The organism is Solibacillus sp. NPDC093137, assembly GCF_050280445.1.
Taxonomy (GTDB): domain Bacteria; phylum Bacillota; class Bacilli; order Bacillales_A; family Planococcaceae; genus Solibacillus; species Solibacillus isronensis_B.
On the sequence record NZ_JBNNVH010000005.1, the window covers coordinates 83564 to 101889 of the forward strand.

General features: G+C 36.4%; 20 protein-coding genes. 12 read left to right on the plus strand and 8 right to left on the minus strand.

From position 1 onward, the window contains the following. Positions 1 to 30: 30 nt before the first annotated feature. Both ACQKN3_RS15675 and ACQKN3_RS15680 read left to right on the plus strand, forming a co-directional pair. Positions 31 to 216, plus strand: a complete 186-nt coding sequence (locus tag ACQKN3_RS15675; protein ID WP_350478804.1) for a hypothetical protein — start codon at positions 31 to 33, stop codon at positions 214 to 216. A 161-nt stretch (positions 217 to 377) separates the two neighbouring features. Next, complete coding sequence (locus ACQKN3_RS15680; protein ID WP_427713102.1) at positions 378 to 1331, plus strand: zinc-binding dehydrogenase; 954 nt, start codon at positions 378 to 380, stop codon at positions 1329 to 1331. A gap of 121 nt (positions 1332 to 1452) precedes the next feature. On the opposite strand, the gene ACQKN3_RS15685 is transcribed toward ACQKN3_RS15680, so the two are convergent. Next, positions 1453 to 3498 carry a methyl-accepting chemotaxis protein gene (locus ACQKN3_RS15685; protein WP_427713105.1) on the minus strand — a complete coding sequence of 682 codons (2046 nt, stop codon included), beginning with the start codon at positions 3496 to 3498 and terminating at the stop codon, positions 1453 to 1455. Positions 3499 to 3822: 324 nt separating this feature from the next. On the opposite strand from ACQKN3_RS15685, the gene ACQKN3_RS15690 reads away from it, so the two are divergent. Beyond that, positions 3823 to 4725: an NAD(P)/FAD-dependent oxidoreductase gene (locus ACQKN3_RS15690; RefSeq protein WP_427713107.1), complete on the plus strand. Its 903-nt coding sequence runs from the start codon at positions 3823 to 3825 to the stop codon at positions 4723 to 4725. A 216-nt stretch (positions 4726 to 4941) separates the two neighbouring features. Beyond that, positions 4942 to 5793 carry a DegV family protein gene (locus ACQKN3_RS15695; RefSeq protein WP_427713110.1) on the plus strand — a complete coding sequence of 284 codons (852 nt, stop codon included), beginning with the start codon at positions 4942 to 4944 and terminating at the stop codon, positions 5791 to 5793. A 184-nt stretch (positions 5794 to 5977) separates the two neighbouring features. Here ACQKN3_RS15695 and ACQKN3_RS15700 read toward each other — a convergent pair whose 3' ends face one another. Continuing rightward, a complete protein-coding gene (locus tag ACQKN3_RS15700) occupies positions 5978 to 6712 on the minus strand; it encodes a YqcI/YcgG family protein (RefSeq protein WP_427713113.1) in 735 nt (244 codons plus the stop codon). A gap of 166 nt (positions 6713 to 6878) precedes the next feature. Here ACQKN3_RS15700 and ACQKN3_RS15705 point away from each other — a divergent pair, with 166 nt between their 5' ends. From ACQKN3_RS15705 to ACQKN3_RS15730, 6 genes are all read left to right on the plus strand, one after another. Further along, entirely contained in the window at positions 6879 to 7733 is an 855-nt protein-coding gene (locus tag ACQKN3_RS15705; RefSeq protein WP_427713115.1) for a dimethylarginine dimethylaminohydrolase family protein, read from the plus strand. Positions 7734 to 7901: 168 nt separating this feature from the next. Continuing rightward, positions 7902 to 8753 carry a DegV family protein gene (locus ACQKN3_RS15710; protein WP_427713117.1) on the plus strand — a complete coding sequence of 284 codons (852 nt, stop codon included), beginning with the start codon at positions 7902 to 7904 and terminating at the stop codon, positions 8751 to 8753. 712 nt (positions 8754 to 9465) lie between these two features. Then, positions 9466 to 9609 carry a hypothetical protein gene (locus ACQKN3_RS15715; protein WP_014822645.1) on the plus strand — a complete coding sequence of 48 codons (144 nt, stop codon included), beginning with the start codon at positions 9466 to 9468 and terminating at the stop codon, positions 9607 to 9609. Positions 9610 to 9714: 105 nt separating this feature from the next. Continuing rightward, positions 9715 to 9936 (plus strand): DUF2829 domain-containing protein, encoded by a 222-nt coding sequence (locus tag ACQKN3_RS15720; RefSeq protein ID WP_427713120.1) that lies wholly within the window; start codon positions 9715 to 9717, stop codon positions 9934 to 9936. 57 nt (positions 9937 to 9993) lie between these two features. Continuing rightward, positions 9994 to 10716, plus strand: coding sequence for a 3-oxoacyl-ACP reductase (locus ACQKN3_RS15725; RefSeq protein ID WP_427713122.1), 723 nt, complete (start codon positions 9994 to 9996; stop codon positions 10714 to 10716). A 152-nt stretch (positions 10717 to 10868) separates the two neighbouring features. After that, the gene (locus ACQKN3_RS15730; protein ID WP_427713124.1) at positions 10869 to 11372 is read left to right on the plus strand and encodes a QueT transporter family protein; all 504 of its coding nucleotides are present in this window, start codon (positions 10869 to 10871) and stop codon (positions 11370 to 11372) included. 77 nt (positions 11373 to 11449) lie between these two features. Here the strand turns inward: ACQKN3_RS15730 and splB are convergent, their stop codons facing one another. The 4 genes from splB to ACQKN3_RS15750 form a co-directional block, all read right to left on the minus strand. Continuing rightward, a complete protein-coding gene (gene splB / locus ACQKN3_RS15735) occupies positions 11450 to 12478 on the minus strand; it encodes a spore photoproduct lyase (protein ID WP_427713126.1) in 1029 nt (342 codons plus the stop codon). A 221-nt stretch (positions 12479 to 12699) separates the two neighbouring features. Further along, a complete protein-coding gene (locus tag ACQKN3_RS15740) occupies positions 12700 to 13764 on the minus strand; it encodes a polysaccharide pyruvyl transferase family protein (RefSeq protein ID WP_427713129.1) in 1065 nt (354 codons plus the stop codon). Next, positions 13761 to 14903, minus strand: a complete 1143-nt coding sequence (locus ACQKN3_RS15745) for a glycosyltransferase (protein WP_427713131.1) — start codon at positions 14901 to 14903, stop codon at positions 13761 to 13763. Before ACQKN3_RS15745 ends, ACQKN3_RS15740 begins: the two co-directional genes overlap by 4 nt. Next, on the minus strand, positions 14896 to 15594 hold the full coding sequence (locus ACQKN3_RS15750) for a glycosyltransferase family 2 protein (RefSeq protein ID WP_427713133.1): 699 nt from the start codon (positions 15592 to 15594) through the stop codon (positions 14896 to 14898). Before ACQKN3_RS15750 ends, ACQKN3_RS15745 begins: the two co-directional genes overlap by 8 nt. 156 nt (positions 15595 to 15750) lie before the next feature. On the opposite strand from ACQKN3_RS15750, the gene ACQKN3_RS15755 reads away from it, so the two are divergent. Then, on the plus strand, positions 15751 to 15927 hold the full coding sequence (locus tag ACQKN3_RS15755) for a DUF2642 domain-containing protein (RefSeq protein WP_251690743.1): 177 nt from the start codon (positions 15751 to 15753) through the stop codon (positions 15925 to 15927). 17 nt (positions 15928 to 15944) lie between these two features. After that, positions 15945 to 16157 (plus strand): hypothetical protein, encoded by a 213-nt coding sequence (locus ACQKN3_RS15760; protein WP_251690742.1) that lies wholly within the window; start codon positions 15945 to 15947, stop codon positions 16155 to 16157. 194 nt (positions 16158 to 16351) lie between these two features. Here the strand turns inward: ACQKN3_RS15760 and ACQKN3_RS15765 are convergent, their stop codons facing one another. Together ACQKN3_RS15765 and hpaB are read right to left on the minus strand one after the other, a co-directional pair. Further along, positions 16352 to 16477, minus strand: coding sequence for a hypothetical protein (locus ACQKN3_RS15765; RefSeq protein WP_285848938.1), 126 nt, complete (start codon positions 16475 to 16477; stop codon positions 16352 to 16354). Positions 16478 to 16573: 96 nt separating this feature from the next. Then, complete coding sequence (gene hpaB / locus ACQKN3_RS15770; protein WP_427713137.1) at positions 16574 to 18019, minus strand: 4-hydroxyphenylacetate 3-monooxygenase, oxygenase component; 1446 nt, start codon at positions 18017 to 18019, stop codon at positions 16574 to 16576. Positions 18020 to 18326: the final 307 nt, after the last annotated feature.

The following is an 18326-nucleotide window of genomic DNA, read 5'->3' on the forward strand; positions in this document are numbered from 1 at the left end:
CACACACACTGTTAGTGGAGGTGAGTTGAAATGGGTAACAATAAACATAAAAACAATAAAACTCAGGATAACAAAAAACAGCAGAACCAAAATCAAAATGCTAACAGACCACGAGCAAACAGAGAAGAATTTGCTCAGGAAGTAAACTTTAACCAAAATCAAAATCAAAATCAAAATCGTAATAAAAACCAAAAACAGAATAATAAAGACTGTTAAGATATTCTAAAGCCTAGCCCCAACATTTTTGGGGTTTGGTTTTTTTTACGTCTGCTGGAATCGGTTTACGTGCTATAAAAAAGGTTGATTTGATTTGATTTGATTTGATTTGAAATGAAGAGGGTATTCTAAGATGGAACTGAATATTGGGAGGCGATTTTGTGAAAGGCTGGTTATTTTCAGGTACAAATAAACCATTAGAATTGATTGAGAAAGAAGATCCAAAAGCAATACCGGGTCATGTTGTAATTGATGTGAAAGCTGCCGGACTATGCCACTCAGATGTAGCGGCATTGCAGGATCCAGGCTGGATGCCACTTTTCCCTAATGGGCCTGTTATTATGGGGCATGAGTTCGCCGGGGTAGTGATTGAAGTTGGTGAAGGTGTGAAAAACATTAAAGTCGGGGACCGTGTTGGCGTTAACCCGATGGATAGAGCAACGAAAGTAACTGCCGGATATAACTATGATGGTGGTTATGCGGAAAAAGTGCGTGTTCCTGAGCATCAATGTGTGATTATCCCTGAGGGCGTTTCCTTTGTAGAAGGTGCAGCTTCAACAGATGCAGGTATCACAGCTTATCGTGCTCTTTTTAGTATCGGGCAAGCGAAAGAAGGTACAAAATTAGGAATCATCGGAATCGGCGGACTTGGACAATTTGCTTTACAAATGGCATTAATTAAAGGGTGTGAAGTATATGCAACCGATGTTTCTCCAGATGCGCGTAAACTTGCTGATGAACTGGGTGCCCATAAAGTTTACGATACGATTTTAGAGATGAAAGAAGCTGAATGTGATGTCATTGTTGATTTTGCCGGTTTTGGACAAACAACGTCTGATGCATTGGAAGCTGTAAAAGTACAAGGCACAGTTGTAATTGTTGGTATGGGGAAACTGGAATCCAATATCAATACGTATTTAATGATTACAAAAGAAATTAAACTTTTAGGAAGCAATGGTGGATCGGTAGAAGACTTACAAGGAGTATATGATTGCTTCGCTACTGGTAAAATGAGTCCGAATCTGATTACTATTCCATTTGGAGAAGTCGACAAAGGTATCGAGAAACTGAAAAATCATGAAGTAAAAGGTCGTTTAGTAGCAGTATTTGAGTAGTAAATTTAAGATCATCCTATTTAAACCGTTACGACATAAAAATAGCAGTTCAAATTTTAAGTAAAATTTGAACTGCTTGTTATTTTTGACAGGTTGACCTTTATTGTTTTGTAGTTGCTTACTATAGCTTAAATTTTGAAACAGATTCAGATAATTTTTCAACTTGTTTATTTAAGTGCGTAGCATGCGTCGTTACTTCAGAAGTAGCTGATGTTTGTTCTTCGATTGAACTCGCAATTTCCTGCGTCTCTGCTGTAACCTCTGTTGTCATTTCATTAACAACTGCTATTGAAGAGACAACGACATTTTTTTGCTGCTGCATTGTTGAAACATTTTCCATCGTGTTTGAAATCGACATTTTCATATTTTCCAATGTATCGGAAAGCTGTTTAATTGCATTATCTACAGTATTAACTGCTAACTTCTGATCTTCGCTAATCTCATTTGTCTGCTTCATTACTTGAACGAGTTGCTGAGTATCCTCTAAAATACTAAGAATGATTTGCTGAATATTAGTTGTTGCAGCTTTTGAACTTTCTGCTAGGCTTCTTACTTCATCTGCTACAACTGCAAAACCTTTCCCGTGCTCACCTGCTCGAGCAGCTTCAATCGAAGCATTAAGCGCAAGTAAATTTGTTTGTTCAGTAATTTGGGCAATTACATCAGTTACTTTCGAAATGGATTTCGTTTTTCCGTCTAACTGTCCGGTTACGACCGTTACTTCATTGAAAGCTCGCTCTAAATTCGCATAAGATGTTTCCAATTGTTGCACTTTATCAATACTTGTATGCACTTCTACCAATGCTTCGTCAGCATCATTTACCATTTGCTGAGTTTTTAGTTCTATAGATTCAATACCATCAGCCAATACATGAATAGCTGTAGAACCATCATGCATTTTTTCTGCCTGTGTGCTCGTATTCATTGCAATTTCTTCAATGCTGTTTGAGACATTATTTAACGCTTGCTCATTTTCCTTGGCAATAATAGCTAAACTGTTAGAAGAATGCTGGATTTCCATTGAATTTTCATTTACTTGGTTAATTAAATTACGAACTTCATCAAGCATATTGTTGTATTGATTGGCTAAGTCTGCAATTTCATCATTTGACTTTGTTTCGAAACGTGAAATAAAGTCACCGCTTGCTGTTTTTTCAAATACTACTTTAAAGCTATTTAAAATATCCACTAATTTTCGTGCCATGAAATAGGCGAATAAACATCCTATTATCAAACCAATCGCTAATGAAATCCAGCCTGCAATCGTTAATTTATTTAACTGTTGCACATAACTATCCTCATCTACTAAAGAGACAATTTGCCAGTTATTTTTCTCGATAACTTGTATTTCACCTGTATAATTCACGTCATTCCATACAAACTGTTCAATTTGGTTGTTCCCATTTTTAGCATCTGACATCCAATTAAACTTTTTCTCTAATTCGGAAGTATCTAATAGATCGGTAACGCCAGTAATCTTGCCGGAATTATCGGCAATGATATTCTTACCGTCCCCATCTTCGATAAATGAAGATACAATCAATCCATTTGGATCGACAATCATTAATTTTGAAGATGATTTTGCTTCGATCCCTTCACGAATCTCACCAATTGTAGAGAAGTCAATATCATAGCCGACCGCACCGACAAGTTTATCATCTTTAAATACCGGGGCAATAACAGAAGTCATTAACTTGTTAATACCAGTATCCAAATAGACGTCCATCCATTGCATGTTGGGGTTTGCATTCAATTTTGCAAATGTTTGAGAGTCACGTACATCCCACTCATAATCTATTCCAGGTGTGGAATGCAGTTTGCCGGAATTAAAATCCATGAAGTAGACGGATAAGTAATTTTCATTGTTCTCTTTTATAGTGCTAGTAATTTTATCGATATGTAAAAAATCCACTTGATCTTTTTGTAAAATCGTTTCAATAACCTGACCGAATTGTAAAAGGTTTGTTTCATAAGTTTCCAAACCTAATGACACTTGATCCACAGCATTTTTAGCATTATTAGCAGAAGTCTGTTCATTTTCTTCGGTTAATATATTTCGTACTGTCCACTGACTAAATAAAACAGTGATGGCGACCGCTGAAATAATTGCGAGTGAAATCAACACTATCCACTGGGTTTTTATCTTGAAATTTTTTAGTATATGCATTTTCATCTACCTTTTACCTATGTATTGACTTTCATCCCAAAATGAGGGTATTAAAGACGAATATTAGAATATATTATTATGGGACTTATGTCTATCTATATTTCGGAAAATTATAATATATATTTAAAAGTTATAATTTTTTGATTTATTTTATTATTCATTGCATTTTATGAAATATTTTATATGAAAATTTACGACTAAAGGATAGTTCTGGATTTTTGGTTCAAAATATCCAAGATAGGGCATATAAAAATTATTGATGTTTTTTCTATATAAGTACTGGGAATTTAATGAAATTAGAAACAAAATGAGTGGGTGATAATAATGGATGTATTGGAATGTATTATAATCGGCGGGGGACCGGCTGGATTAAGTGCCAGTTTAGTTTTAGGCAGGGCTAGAAGAGAAGTTGTATTATTCGATGATAACACGAATCGCAATCGCGTGACGCATGAGGCTCGTGGATTTATTACACGGGATCGGACCAATCCTCTGGAGTTTAGAGAAATAGGATTAAAAGAATTGGAGAACTATCCATCAGTATCCTACGTAAACGCAACAGTTACTGAAATAACCAAGGATAAAGATGAAAGATATATTGTCAAAGCATCTAATAAGAAGGAGTATATGACAGAAAAAGTTATACTGGCCACAGGCATTCAAGAGGTTTTTTTCATACCTAGCATAAGAAACTACTACGGAAAAAGTTTATTTAGCTGTCCATACTGCGATGGTTGGGAACAGCGGGATAAGCCTTTGGTGGTCATCGCGGAAAAAGAAGACCATGTGTTGCATTTGACTAAATTAATATATAACTGGTCGAAGGATTTAGTTGTTTTAACAAATGGCCTTGAACTTTCGAAAGAGGCGGCATCACAGTTAGAAAAACGGAATATCGAAATAATAGAAGATCGGATAAAAACTTTAATTGGTAATGACGGGTTTTTAGAAAAAATAGAATTTGAATCAGGAGAAATGCTTCAACGATCTTTTGGTTTTGTAGCGCCAACATATTACCGTCCGAATAAGCTTGTGGAAATGTTAGGTTGTGAGGTACATGAAAATGGAAAAGTCATAACGGATGGGGTTGGCAGAACTTCTGAGAAAAATGTCTATATCGCTGGAGAAACTGAAACAGCCCGACCGTCTTCATTAATGATTTCGGCCGCCAGAGGAAATAAAGCCGCAGTTTCAGTAAATGTCGATCTTACGGAGGAACGTTTTTAATCAGGGAATAGAAAAAGAGCAATAAATTTACGAAACGGATTTTTGAAAAAGAATTCGTTTTTTTCTATTGAGTATGTCTAAACAGGTTATGCTAATCTATCTCTTACATATAAATATATTAGAGGTTTATTTAATCTATAAATAAGTTGATATTACAGTAAAAACTATCGAAAATAAGTACGCAGAAATGGTTGCGTTAATTGGAAGGTGTATACGATGAGAAAGATTATTTTATCAACTGACAGTGGGGCAGATTTACCGAAAGAACTGGTTGAAAAATATCAAATTCAAGTAGCTCCTATGCATATCATTATGGATGGGAAAGATTATTTGGACGGGGAACTCTCTGTAGAGGAAGTTTTTGATTATTATAGTCGTACTAAGAAAATTCCATCTACTGCAGCTACTAATGTACAGGAATATTATGATTTATTTTCAAAAATCAGATCTAATTTTCCGGATAGTATTATTATTCATATTGGGTGCACATCAAAAGCAACTGTCACTTTTCAAAGCGCGGTCATTGCATCAAAAGAATTTGACGATATTTTCCTTGTGGACTCATTGAATATAACAGGAGGATTAGCTGCGATCGTTATGTATGCAGCCATTCTGCTTGAAAATGAACCTTCCATTGACCATATTCGCTTAATAGAGAAAATAGAATCCTTTGTTCCGAAAACACGGCTTGCGATTCTACCAGGTAGTCTTGATTTTTTGAAAGCAGGTGGAAGAGTCGGCAATCTTGTTTATCTTGGGGGAGCATTGTTGAAAATAAAGCCCTGCATTGAATTAAAAGAGGGGAACCTTGTTTCAAAAAGAAACTATCGCGGGAAGATGAGTATAGTAGCAGAAAAATTTATGCGTGATTTTTTAAATGAATATAACATTGATAGAAAACTGCTATTTTTGATTTACTCAATAGGACTTGATGAAAGTATTAAAACCCGGATGGTTGAAATTGCAAGGGGAAAAGGATTCGAAGATGTGAAATGGATGCAAGCGGGAGCTGGAATATCTACACATGCTGGTCCAGGAGGAGTTGGTATTGCTGGATTAGAATATTAGCTCGCAAAAAGTTATAACGTTTCGATAATTGAGGGGTAGATACAGTATGGATAAAATTGTATGGATATCGGCCTTGCCCTTATTATGTCATTTCGTTTGAAAAGAGAGCGTTAGCCTGAAAATAAATAGATAAAAGAACGAATCCTCACAGTGGATTCGTTCTTTTATTATTATAAATATAAACTCATAGCAATGATTTGTGCTGGAAAGGGCATTTACCTTGGATAGGTATGATATCGTCGCCGATAAAGGATTGTTTCCATTCGTTATGTGTCGGATCTCCAAAGTGTCCGATATCGGGATGCTTCGGAAGCTGATCCCAAACTTCCACACGTTTCCGCACTTTTTCCCTGGACATAATACCGCCTTTTTCGGTACCCTCTAAACCTTGGAATATTTTACGAGGCTGAAATCCGAGTACCATTGCATTTCCTAAATGGCGGGTTTTGCGCTTCTTATATGCAGGAGCATTTCCAAATACAAAGATAGGCTCTCCAGCGAAATGGAAATCCCACAAATAATGGTCCGGGTCACGAGGACTGTTTTCCGGCCATTCTACTTTATCGACTGTATGTAGGTACTGGAGGATATCCCAAAACTGTTGACGGTAATCATCTAGCGCCCCTTCTTGTTCAAAAGGCTCAACAAATACAAAGAGACCGTGCCTTTTATAATCGGGCTGTTTAAATAAATCTAAAAAACCTTCTACTGCGAGAGGTAAGTTACTCCAGTCATCCTGTGCAATATACGCATAGCGAAGTTCGCCTTTTAATTCGCCGCTCATTCCAAAAAAGCACGGGAATGTTTTATCTGTTACTGTATTATGAAAAGTTTCATATTCTTTATAGAGCCAACTTGGCAAGTCCGTTCGATTGTGGAAATCTTCTTTTGTTAATAGTGCCTGCCCTTTCGTAATCATACTATCTCCTCCGTTAATGTTCTTCGCCTAATTCTTATTGCAATTCCATACCCCAACGAAAATTTCTTAAAACAATAGTATTCACCTTATAATGATCACAAAGAGTTTTTGAAATCGCAAAAATAGGGAATAGTATAAGGTGAATCAAGAACTTGGAGGATGACTTATGGTAAAAATATTTTCGAAGCAATCCCAAATAGTATGTCAAAGTGAGTATGGAACTTTAAAAAAGGTCGTGTTATGCGAACCTAAATATATGGAAATTAAAGAAGTAATTAATGATGTTCAAAAAAAATATATGAAAGATAATATTGATCAAGATCTTGCGATAGCCCAGCATCGAAAGTTTGAACAAACGCTTCGCAATGCTGGTGTGGAAGTAATTAAACTACCACCTAGTAAAGACCATCCGGAACAAGTATTTACAAGAGATATTGGTTTTACTATTGGTGATCAGTTGTTTGTTTCAGAGATGGCAAACTCTATACGTCAAGGTGAAGAAGAAGTACTGGCGCAATGGCTGAATGAAAATAAAATTTCTTATCATAACCTTTCTGTACATTCTATTGAAGGTGGCGATGTGATTATTGACGGCAATAGAGTTTTTGTTGGAATTAGTGATCGCACATGCAAAAGAGCCATTCAAAATTTACAAAAAGAACTGCCCGGTTATGAAATTCTTCCAATACCGTTTAACCCAAAATATTTACATTTAGACTGTGTATTCAATATTCTTTCATCAAAAGATGCACTTATTTTTCCGGATGCATTCAAACCAGAAGTAGTCAAACTTTTGTCTAGTATGTATCACTTAATAGAAGTAAGCGAAAACGAGCAGTTTTCAATGGGGACAAACGTACTTTCTATTGGACAAAATCGTGTGCTGAGCTTGCCGGTTAACCGTGATGTGAATTATCAAATGAGACAGCATGGCTATGAAGTGCTGGAAGTCGACTTTTCAGAAATCATTAAATCGGGAGGCTCGTTCAGATGCTGTTCGATGCCAATTGTAAGGCAGTAAAATTTGATGCCTTAACATTTTCCTAATTCGCATTCGCTTTTAATATATGTATTTAATACAACGCTCATTCTAAAAGTTGTGCATCCCGCATTTCCTTTTTAGTGTATATTTAAGGTGAATACGCAAAAAAGATTGCAGCAGTGACTGCATTTTTGAAAGGAAGGTACAATGAAAAGAATTATTTTATCGACTGAGAGTGGTGCAGATATACCGAAGGACCTAGTTGAAAAACATCAAATTCAAGTAGTACCGATGCACGTTATTATGGATGGAAAAGATTATTTGGACGGTGAGCTGTCTGTAGAAGAAGTTTTTGATTTTTATGATCAAACAAAAAAAATTCCGTCTACAGCTGCGACAAATACCCATGAATATCAAGGTTTGTTTACAAATATTCGATTAAAGTTTCCTGAAAGCATTATCATTCACATTGGCTATACGTCAAAAGCATCTGCTTCCTTTCAAAGTGCGGTTATTGCAGCAGAAGATTTTGACGATCTTTTCCTGATTGATGCATTAAATGTAACGGGGGGATTAGGTGCAGTAGTGATGTATGCAGCAAATCTACTTGAAGAAGAGCCTGACATTAGCCATGAGCACTTAATTGCAAAAGTTGAATCAATTGTCCCTAAAACAAGGCTGGCTTTCCTGCCCGGAAGTTTAGACTTTTTAAAAGCAGGGGGACGGGTCAGTAATATTGCATATATCGGTGGTGCATTGCTTAAAATTAAGCCTTGCATTGAGTTAAAAGAAGGTAAGCTCGTTTCAACTAGAAAATACCGTGGCAAGATGGACATTGTTGCTGAAAAACTTATGAGGGATTATTTAAATGAATACAATATTGATCGGAAGCAATTATATTTAATCTACTCGATAGGACTTGATGAACAGATTAAGAAGCGTTTAGAAGAAGTCGTGAAGGAAGCCGGTTTCGAAAATGTAAGGTGGATCCAGGCCGGTGCGATGATTTCAACTCATGCGGGTCCTGGAGGATTTGGTATTGCTGGAATCGAATCATAAAAAATAAGAAAGAACCTGGAGTTTTTAATTCCAGGTTCTTTTTTTGATTATCACTTTTGCTCCTCCATGACACACTGCCTCGCTTTCAGATTAAATTTTAGATTACTCCAAAAATATTCTGTTTAAGCTCATTCAGTTTTCGTTGGTCCTTTTGAGATTGATCTTTCGCACTCATCGGGTTAACCCTCCAGTCACTTAGATTTGAAGTGAAATCTTTAATAGTATAAGCTATATTTCATTTTTTAAACATTGTTTGAGAAATTTTTAAAAAATTATAATGTGTTCAATTGTACTATCTAAGATTTCTAAAATAAGAAAGAACCTGGAGTTTTTAATTCCAGGTTCTTATTTTGATTACCACTTATGATCCTCCATGACACACTGCCTCGCTTTCAGATTAATTTTAGATTGCTCCAAAAATACTCTGTGTAAGCTTATTCAGTTTTTGTTGGTCCTTTTGAGATTGATCATTCGCACTCATCGGGTTAACCCTCCCAGTCACTTAGATTTGAAGTGAAATCTTTAATAGTATAGGTCATATATCATTTTTTATACAAAAAGTTTTAAAACTTCTCCGGAAAATAATTTGGATTCCAAGCGTTAAAAATTGTCTTCATATAAATAAATTGGTGTTCAGTTGATTACAGCATACATTCATTAATTTTAAGCAAAATAAATAAGAATCCAATTCGTTTTTAGGAGGTGAAAAAGTATGGCGAAGAAAAGTAAAACAAGCTTCACTAAGAACAAAAAGGAAAAAAAGGATACGAATCGCCGTGAAGAGTATTCGAAAGAGTTTAATCAGGTAATTCACAATAACCCGCCGCAAGAAGTTACAAAGCATAGAGGAACATAAGGATGCCATGCACCGGGATATCTTTTTGATACCCGGTGCATGTGATTTCCGCAACTTATTGTTATAATATGTGTAAGAAATATGAATACATAAAGGAAGATGAATATGACATTTGAAGAAATTTTGCCTCGTTTAAAAAGTGGAGAGAAAATAATCCGTAAAGGCTGGGGCGGTGCTGAACTATATGTAAAATATGTGCCTGCGACTACATTGGATGGCTTGGATATGAACCCGTATTTTGTTATTAATGTAACAGGTGAAGGGTATACGATGTTTACACCGACAGTTTGTGATATTTTAGCGGATGATTGGGAAATCGTTCTATAAGTAATTTATGCTGGCTTGTTTTTATGCAAGTCAGTTATTTTTTTGGAGGGAATTACAGTGGAAAAGCAATTTAAAAATAAAGTCGTCGTTATAACAGGTGCTGCATCTGGAATCGGACGAGCGCAAGCTGCCGCCTTTTTAAAAGAAGGCGCTACTGTTATTGGAGTTGATATTCAGAAAGCAGATTTAACAGACGACAAGTATCATCACTATGCAGGAAGTGTAACAGATCAACAGTTTATTGAAAAAACGATTGGACAATTAGAATCAATAGATATTTTATGTAATACTGCCGGTATCCTTGATGGTTATGTCCCGTCACTTGAAACAGAAGAAGCACTATGGGACAAAATCTTTGATGTGAATGTAAAAGGGATGTTCTTAGTAACGAATGCAGTATTGAAGAAAATGCTTAACCAAAAGCGCGGTGTTATCGTAAATATGGCATCGATTGCAGGAATGATTGCTGGTGGCGGGGGAGCGGCATATACCGCTTCCAAACATGCTGTAATCGGTTATACAAAACAGCTTTCCTATGATTATTGTAAGGAAGGAATACGTGTAAACGGAATTGCACCGGGTGCGATTGAGACACCGATGAATGCGGCCGATTTTGAGGGATCAGGCGAAATGGCGAAGTTAGTAGCAGAGCAAACACCTGCGGGCAGATGGGCCCAACCGGTAGAGGTTGCAAATGTTACGTTATTTTTAGCGAGTGAAGCAAGCGATTATATGCATGCAACAATTTTACCGGTTGATGGTGGATGGATGAACAAATAAAGTATTGCCATTATTTAATATTTACTCCATAATGAATGGGTGCAAAATCACACTATGGCACTTTGGCAGGGTACTAGCACCCATGCTCCTTTGGTCATAGTTATCAGTAAAATAGCCAATACAAGCTATTTTATAAAGGAGGAAATTAAATAATGGAAAATTCTGTTTCATCATCACGTGTCAGCGTGCATGAAACAGCAAAAGTTGCGATCGTTGCTTCTCTTTATGTAGCAGTGACGCTTGTTTTGGCTGTCATTAGTTTCGGAGCCGTACAATTAAGGCTGTCGGAAATGTTTAACTATTTAGTGCTATTCCATAAACGTTACATAGTAGCAGTAACATTAGGTGTAGTCATTGCGAACTTCTTTTCACCGATGTGGTGGATTGATGTACCAGTAGGCGGGATTGCTACACTGATTGTATTGGTTATTTGCCGTATCGTTACAAAAAATATGAAAAACTTAGTGTTAAAAATTGTTGTAACCGGTATTATTTTTACGGCATCCATGTTTACAGTTGCAGCCCAGCTGATGATTGTTTTTGATCTGCCATTTTGGCCAACGTACGGAATGGTAGCAGTGGGGGAAGCCTTTTCAATGCTAGTAGGCGGCGTCACAATTTATTTATTGCAAAAGAAAATTGATTTTACAAAATAAAAATTAAAAATCCGTTAAATATAAGAAGCAGACAGTTCAAAGTTGAACGTGTCTGCTTTTGCTTTTCTTCGTATTATTTACGTGAAATACTCAAGTTTCGCATTTGGAAAGAACTTTTCCATATAGCTGTATAGCTTTTCTTTCATTTCATCCTCTTCGTTCTTTTGATAAATATACTTACTAATTCCGTATTTACCCCACTTCACGCGTCTTACAGATTCGTCCAATTTTAGTTTCGTCTTCGGATAGTTTTTATTAATCACATTTTTAGCAGCCTTTGTAAAACGGTGCTGAATAAATTCGAATGTAATATCTTCCCGCACATCTTGGGGGAGTTCGGCGTCAAGTCGTTCAAACATATGATAGTAACCTTCCTGCCATCCGTCATGAAGGTAAATCGGTGCTACGATAAACCCAAGAGGATAACCCGCTCTCGCTACTTTGCCGGCTGCTTCAATACGCTGAGCGAGCGAGGAAGTACCCGGTTCGAAATTTTTTATGACATAATCCGCATTAATACTAAAACGAAATCTTGTATGACCATTATGTTTTGCATCGAGTAAATGATCAACATGATGAAACTTTGTGACAAACCTTAACCTGCCCAACTCAGTTTGACCAAAATGCTCTATCGCTTTCTTTAATGAATGCGTTAAATGGTCCAGCCCCACAATATCGGAAGTACATGCCGCTTCAAACCGTGTGATTTCAGGGGCACGTTCTTCGATATATTGATCCGCTGCTTCAAATATTTCATCGACATTCACATATGTTCGAATGTACGGTTTGCTTCCCATTGTTGTTTGTAAATAGCAATAATGACAGTGCCCCATACACCCTGTAGCAAGCGGAATAGCATATTCAGCGGATGGCTTGGACGTATCAAACTTCAAAGTTTTGCGAATACCAACGACAAGTGTAGATTTTGCGATTCGATACTTTTGCAAATCAGTGTCTCCGGGGAAGTTTCGTATTTGGTTATGGGAGGTTGTATAACGTATCTCAATGCCCAACGCTTCAAACTTTTCTTTTAATTCTTTGCCGAGCGGATAGTCCAATGCTTTCGGTTCAAAATAAACAAGCTGCGGCACGAAAGGTTTATTCATGTTTTTTGCACAACACCTTTCTTTTAGATTTGCATTAGTTTGCCTTAAGAAAGCAGCATTTATGAGGTGGTAATTATTGCAGTATCTAGCTTATTTCTTTCCTTTTATATGTAATTTTCTTGAAAAAAAAAGACTCCTTAAAATTCGCTAATCAGTCTTGAACCAACCAGTATCCTGAGCCCGAGTTGTTGAAGAGAGGAGTCTTGTTTAAATATATAAGCTTAAAAGTAATAATTTGTGAAAGGTGATTCTAAAAGTGGGGTGCATGTTTGTTGGGTAGTATTGTATTGCTTAACTGGCATTAATTCATTTTTCTCAATCATCGCGATACGATCCATTAGTTCATCCGTTAATTGCTTCGAACTTGTGGAAACGACTAAATCCAGTAATCCAAGCAGTGCTGCAAAATCAAAAACTTTGAAGCGATAGCCTAGTGGAATCGCTGGTATACCTGCAGCCATAGATAGTAAATTGGCATGGAGTTTAAAGTTTATCGTTGCAGTACACGTCGATAATTTATTAATCATTTGCTGTTCGGTATAAAGGTTTTTGTCTAACTGTACATTTTCTGTGTCTCCGATTTTATTATAAAGTCTTTCGCAATGGGATATATCGTCTGACCACATCGTGTATATCAGTATTTTATAACCCTTGTCAATTAGTCTTTTCACTGCTACGACTAATTGGTCTTCTACTGAACTTTCATTTGCTCCATATAAGCGATTAAATGTTGTTCCCCAATTGATTCCGATGATTTTTTCTTGTACATGAGGCTTCAATGCGTCTTTATTTTGTAATAGTAAAGCAGGATCGCCAATTATTTTAACCTTTTCGGATTTTTCTTTGCCCACCATAATTTCGATCGCTTTTTTTGTTAGAGGACCTCGAACACCTACAAAAAGCGCATGCTCCAAAACTTCTTCCAGTACATCAATATCTTTTTGTTTAAAGTTTTGTTCTAATGAAGCCAGTTGATCATTTATCAATAAATTTAGATTTGATTCTTCAATCCAATCTAAACCGGATCCCCATATGAGTACTGATTTTCCTTTATGAATAGCATTTTGAAGAATTTGAAGGTAGCCCGGCAATAATAATGAGCCTCCGCCTAATACAACCGTATCAAATTCGTCGAGATTTTTTAAATCAGTTCCGGGCATTGATGGCTTAACAATGATTTTATCTTTATCCAAGTATTTGGTGCATGTATCTCTGAAAATATGCCATAACAGTTCATCACCCAAATTATTAAATCCGATCCAGCCTATATATAAAACCTTTTTCATTTTTTCATCCCACCTTTTATTGTCTCGGAATAAACTTTCAATGTTTCTTTTACTACATTATTAATGTTAAACAGTTCCTCGGCTAATTCTCTTGCTGTAATCCCGTTTAGTTTAAGGTGATTTTGATCCATCAGAATTTTCTTCAAATCATCCCGTAATAAATGTCTGCTGCAAGCTGCTTTTGATCCGTGGTCTCCAAAATAATGACTCCAGGCATCTTCGAAATTGTTCATATCCACAATCCCAAAATACCCGTGGTTGCCGACTGCAACAACTTGTTTTTCTGAAGCCATAGCCTCTAAAGCTACACGGCCTGTGCCTACAACACAATCTGCTGCTGAGTAATAGGGGTGCATATTTTTTTGCTCTCCTACTATATGGATAAAAGCCTCATCACACATTTCTTCAATCATTCGAGCTAATGATTTTATCTCGCTCAATTTATTGCCGTCACCCACTATAATGACATGAAGATTAGGGATAGTATTTAATTTGAGATCTTTGCAAGCTCTTAAAAAAATAGAACAAACTTGTGCTTTTGCCCATGTGATTCTGCTGGCATAGAGAAGAACTGGAGCATCTTTAGGTATTTTCAATTCACTTCTAACATCTTTTACAGCGGAATTTCTTGGATAATCCTCTAAATTGATTCCGTTTGGTATTAAATAAGGGTTTTCTATATCAAATGTTTTTATATAATTGCATAAAGGAGGGCTCACACAGATGACTGCATCGGATAATTTAAGGAGTTCTTGTATTTCATGGTCAGGATAATACGTTCCGTGTATTGTGATGATGGTAGGGATATTTCTGTTTTCGGCCGCTTTACCAGCTAAATATCCTGAAGGGGTCTGATGAATATGAACATGGGTAATATTTTCGGTCTCGATAATTTTCTCAATTTCTTTTACTAATGTAATTTCATGATCTTTTTCCAAAGAGATTGATTTTGGAAACTCGATTGAATAAATAGGGCAATTTAATGCTTCAAATGCATCAACTAAACTACCGGTTTTATTTGCTGCAATCGCCACAAAAATATTATTTTTAACCAGTTCTTTTGCCAACCCTAATACATGGGTTTCGGTTCCCCCGATATATAAAGCATCTACTACTAGTAAAATCCTTTCGTCAGCCACTCTTTTCACCTCCATAAAAAGTTTTGGAACGTTGTTGATCATGTTTCCGGTAGTAATATAAAATGTCTTTCAGATTCTCTATTTTTAATTTTGCATTTAAAAATTTAACGATGAATTCATAATCTTCTGCTCCGACAATTCTTCGAGTCGGGCCACCAAGCAAATCAAATACTTTTCCGCGAAATAAAATTGTTCCGTGACACACACAGTGACCTCCTGCTTCGTAACATTTCCGTATAGACTCACCATACTTCAACCAGTCGGCCGTTTTACCGAGCACTTCCAAGTTTTCATCATAAAATACTTGGTAATTTGATCCGACTAAATCGTAATCTGGATTGTTTAACAAAAAATCTACTTGTTTTTCAAAACGCAGAGGGTGCGAAATATCATCTGCATCATTAACTGCAATATACTCGCCGGAACTCATAAAATAGCCGATTGTTAGGGCCCCGGCAAAGCCTGTATTTACAGGTAGATTACATACAATAACCGTAAAAGGAGGTTTTGTATTTTCCAGCCAGTCTTCAACTATTTTGGATGTATTGTCAGTTGACGCATCATTTATAAGAATGACTTCCATTTTATTGTATTTTTGTAACTGAAGACCGTCTAGGCAATCTACTATAAATGGCGCGGCATTATAACATGGAATAACTACACTTACTAATCCTTCTTGTCTTTCCTTCATAGCTCTCACCTCAGTAATAGGATATGAATCTTATTTTACAAAAATTGTGCTGCATACTTATATTTTTTTGGGAATCTTGAAAAATAGAATATTTACCCAAACAAGTTTCTCCAGCAAACATATCCTTTTAACATAACTTCATAAAGGGGGGTAAATATGTGGCAATTACGTAATATTCTCGGAACTTTAAAAGGATCGAGTCTCACAGTTGCAACGGAATATGGAAAAGTCACGGGTACGTTATTAGAAGTAAACTTTGACTATATAACACTTTCTTCAAACTCAAACTTTCTGTATATTCCATTAACGAACATTAAAAATATAGCTTACTAAAAAAGGAGGGGATTAGATTGAATGGCATTTTGTATATTCAGCTTTTGAGGTTATTAAACCAAGAAATAACTGTTGCAGTTGGTGAGGAACTTATTACCGGAACATTGGAATCGGTAAATCAAGATTTCCTGACTTTAACAGAATCTACAGACACGTATGAACGAGAAAGTACAACAAGAATTATTGTTTTAGAGCAAATCAGTTATATACAAGTACCGATGTTTGGTTAAGCGCGTAAATGATGAGGCAATGGATGAAGTAAACAATGAAGAAAAATACAGAAAAAATTGGGACAAGCACCCTAATGGGATGGCTCTGCAAAACGCAAAAAATATCACTTTTTTCCTTAGAGAAAAGTGATATTTTTTATATTAATATCTTTGTATTCGGAAGCCATCATTATATTAACTATAAGTCGAATTAATTAAAGGGGTCTGCCGCCTTCATTTTCCCAGCGGTTCATATCGCTGCTTTCATCGATTGCATCTTCGTCAAATGGATGGGAATTTGTACATGCCACAATAGAGCTCACCATTTTCAGCAATGTCATTTTAATATCATCCTTTTTGATTATCGTTCTACTCTAGTATATGCGGCAGTGAAAGATTAGTGCGGTTCCCAATGATGCATAAAGCATCAACGTCTCTTAATTTTTCCGATTGAGGAAAGTATAGATTGCCTCTACAAATTCTTTTTTAGGATAAGTGAAATATAATTCGCTCGCTAACCGAACAGTATCACCGAAGAAGAACCGTTCATATTGTGTTTGCCTCGTTCCAAATGAACTCATCGTTAAATCCCAAGCTAACCGGAATATTTTCACTCGTTCTTCAGCAGGTTTAGTTGCTGCTTGAAGATATTGATCTAAATCGTCTCTAATTGGGGAGTGAAATGCCTTTTCTGTCGGTAGTGTAATTATTCCGCTTGCACCAATAAGCTGAATGATTTCAGTGAGACGTGGATAAATTTTTGAAAACGTATATCCGGCAACTTTCAAAGGGAAAATTGCAGGTCGTAAATAGCCAAATTCATCAAGTACGGCATCATTCTCCGCTTTATCCAACAGGGCTTTCATAGTTTCCAGCCCCACAATAATTTCAGACATCTTTTCATGGATATGCTGATATTCATAAACTTTGATCGTCTCGATGAGGAGTTCAGCTATACCTAAAATAAACTCCGTTTTCGCAATCTGCCTTATTAAAACTTGATGCTTTGCAAAATGGTGAAAAGCACTTTGAATAATAAATTTTTCGGCAACCTCGACATTGTTGTAAAAAAAGACACGTTCCCACGGTACTAATACATTGTCAAATACGACGATGGAATCCATTTCTTCATATTTTGAACTTAATGGATGATCAAATGCTGACTCTCCGCCTATAAAGGAATCTCTGCAAATAAATTTTAATCCTTTCGTATTTGATGGGACCGCAAACGAAAAAGTTTCATCTTCGCCGAATACAAGCTTACCGACATTAAATACAAACACCTCATCGGTTAAACCTCCTTGTGTTGCTAATAAACGTGCACCCTTTATAATGAGGCCGTCTTCAGTCTCTGCGATAACCTTTGCAGAGATAGGTTCATTTGTATTTTCAATATAACTTTGAGAACGATTAACTTGAGGCGTAATAAATGTATGTGTAAGCGATAGATCATTTTCTCTCACCAATTCAAAAAATGCTCGGAGGTTGTCTGGGTAACAGTTTTCTTGACCCTCAAGCAGTGTTGCAGATGAGGTGAAACCCATTAAAACGGAATTCAAATAGTCGGGACTTCTTCCTAGAATTCCATGTGTATGTTTAGCCCAATGCTCCATCATTTTTCGCCTTTTAATTAAATCCTCTTTCGTTTTAGGCATCAAATAAGAAAGGCCGACACGTTTTCCTGAAAGGGGGGATACGAAAGTCATTTCATCTATTATTTTAGGATCATGTTGTAAATCATAGAGGGAAGCTTTCGTCTGAATAAGCCCTTTAAATACAGGATGTTCTGATAACAGCCCTTCCACTTTTTCTCCACCCAGCCATATTTCATTATTTAACGAATTTAATCGGTTAATATAGCTTTCACCATTAATTGCACCCATTCATCCACTCCTTAGGTTTCATAATCATCGTCCAGCCATTTACTTACTTATATGCAAATATAGGCTTGAACTAAAACAAGGCATGTTTATATATACGCAACATATGTAAAGTCCGGCAGTATAGTGCTTCGTAACGTGTAAATTTTTAAAAGGGAGCTGTGCAACCTCAATATTCGTTGAGTCAGGAAAGAAAAAAAGCATCGGGTAGAAACGTGTTTTTATACGTCCGAACCCGATGCCTATTACAATTTTAAGGGGTAAATATTTTGGTTGAGTGAGAATAAAAGTTTAATTTTATCTAACGTAA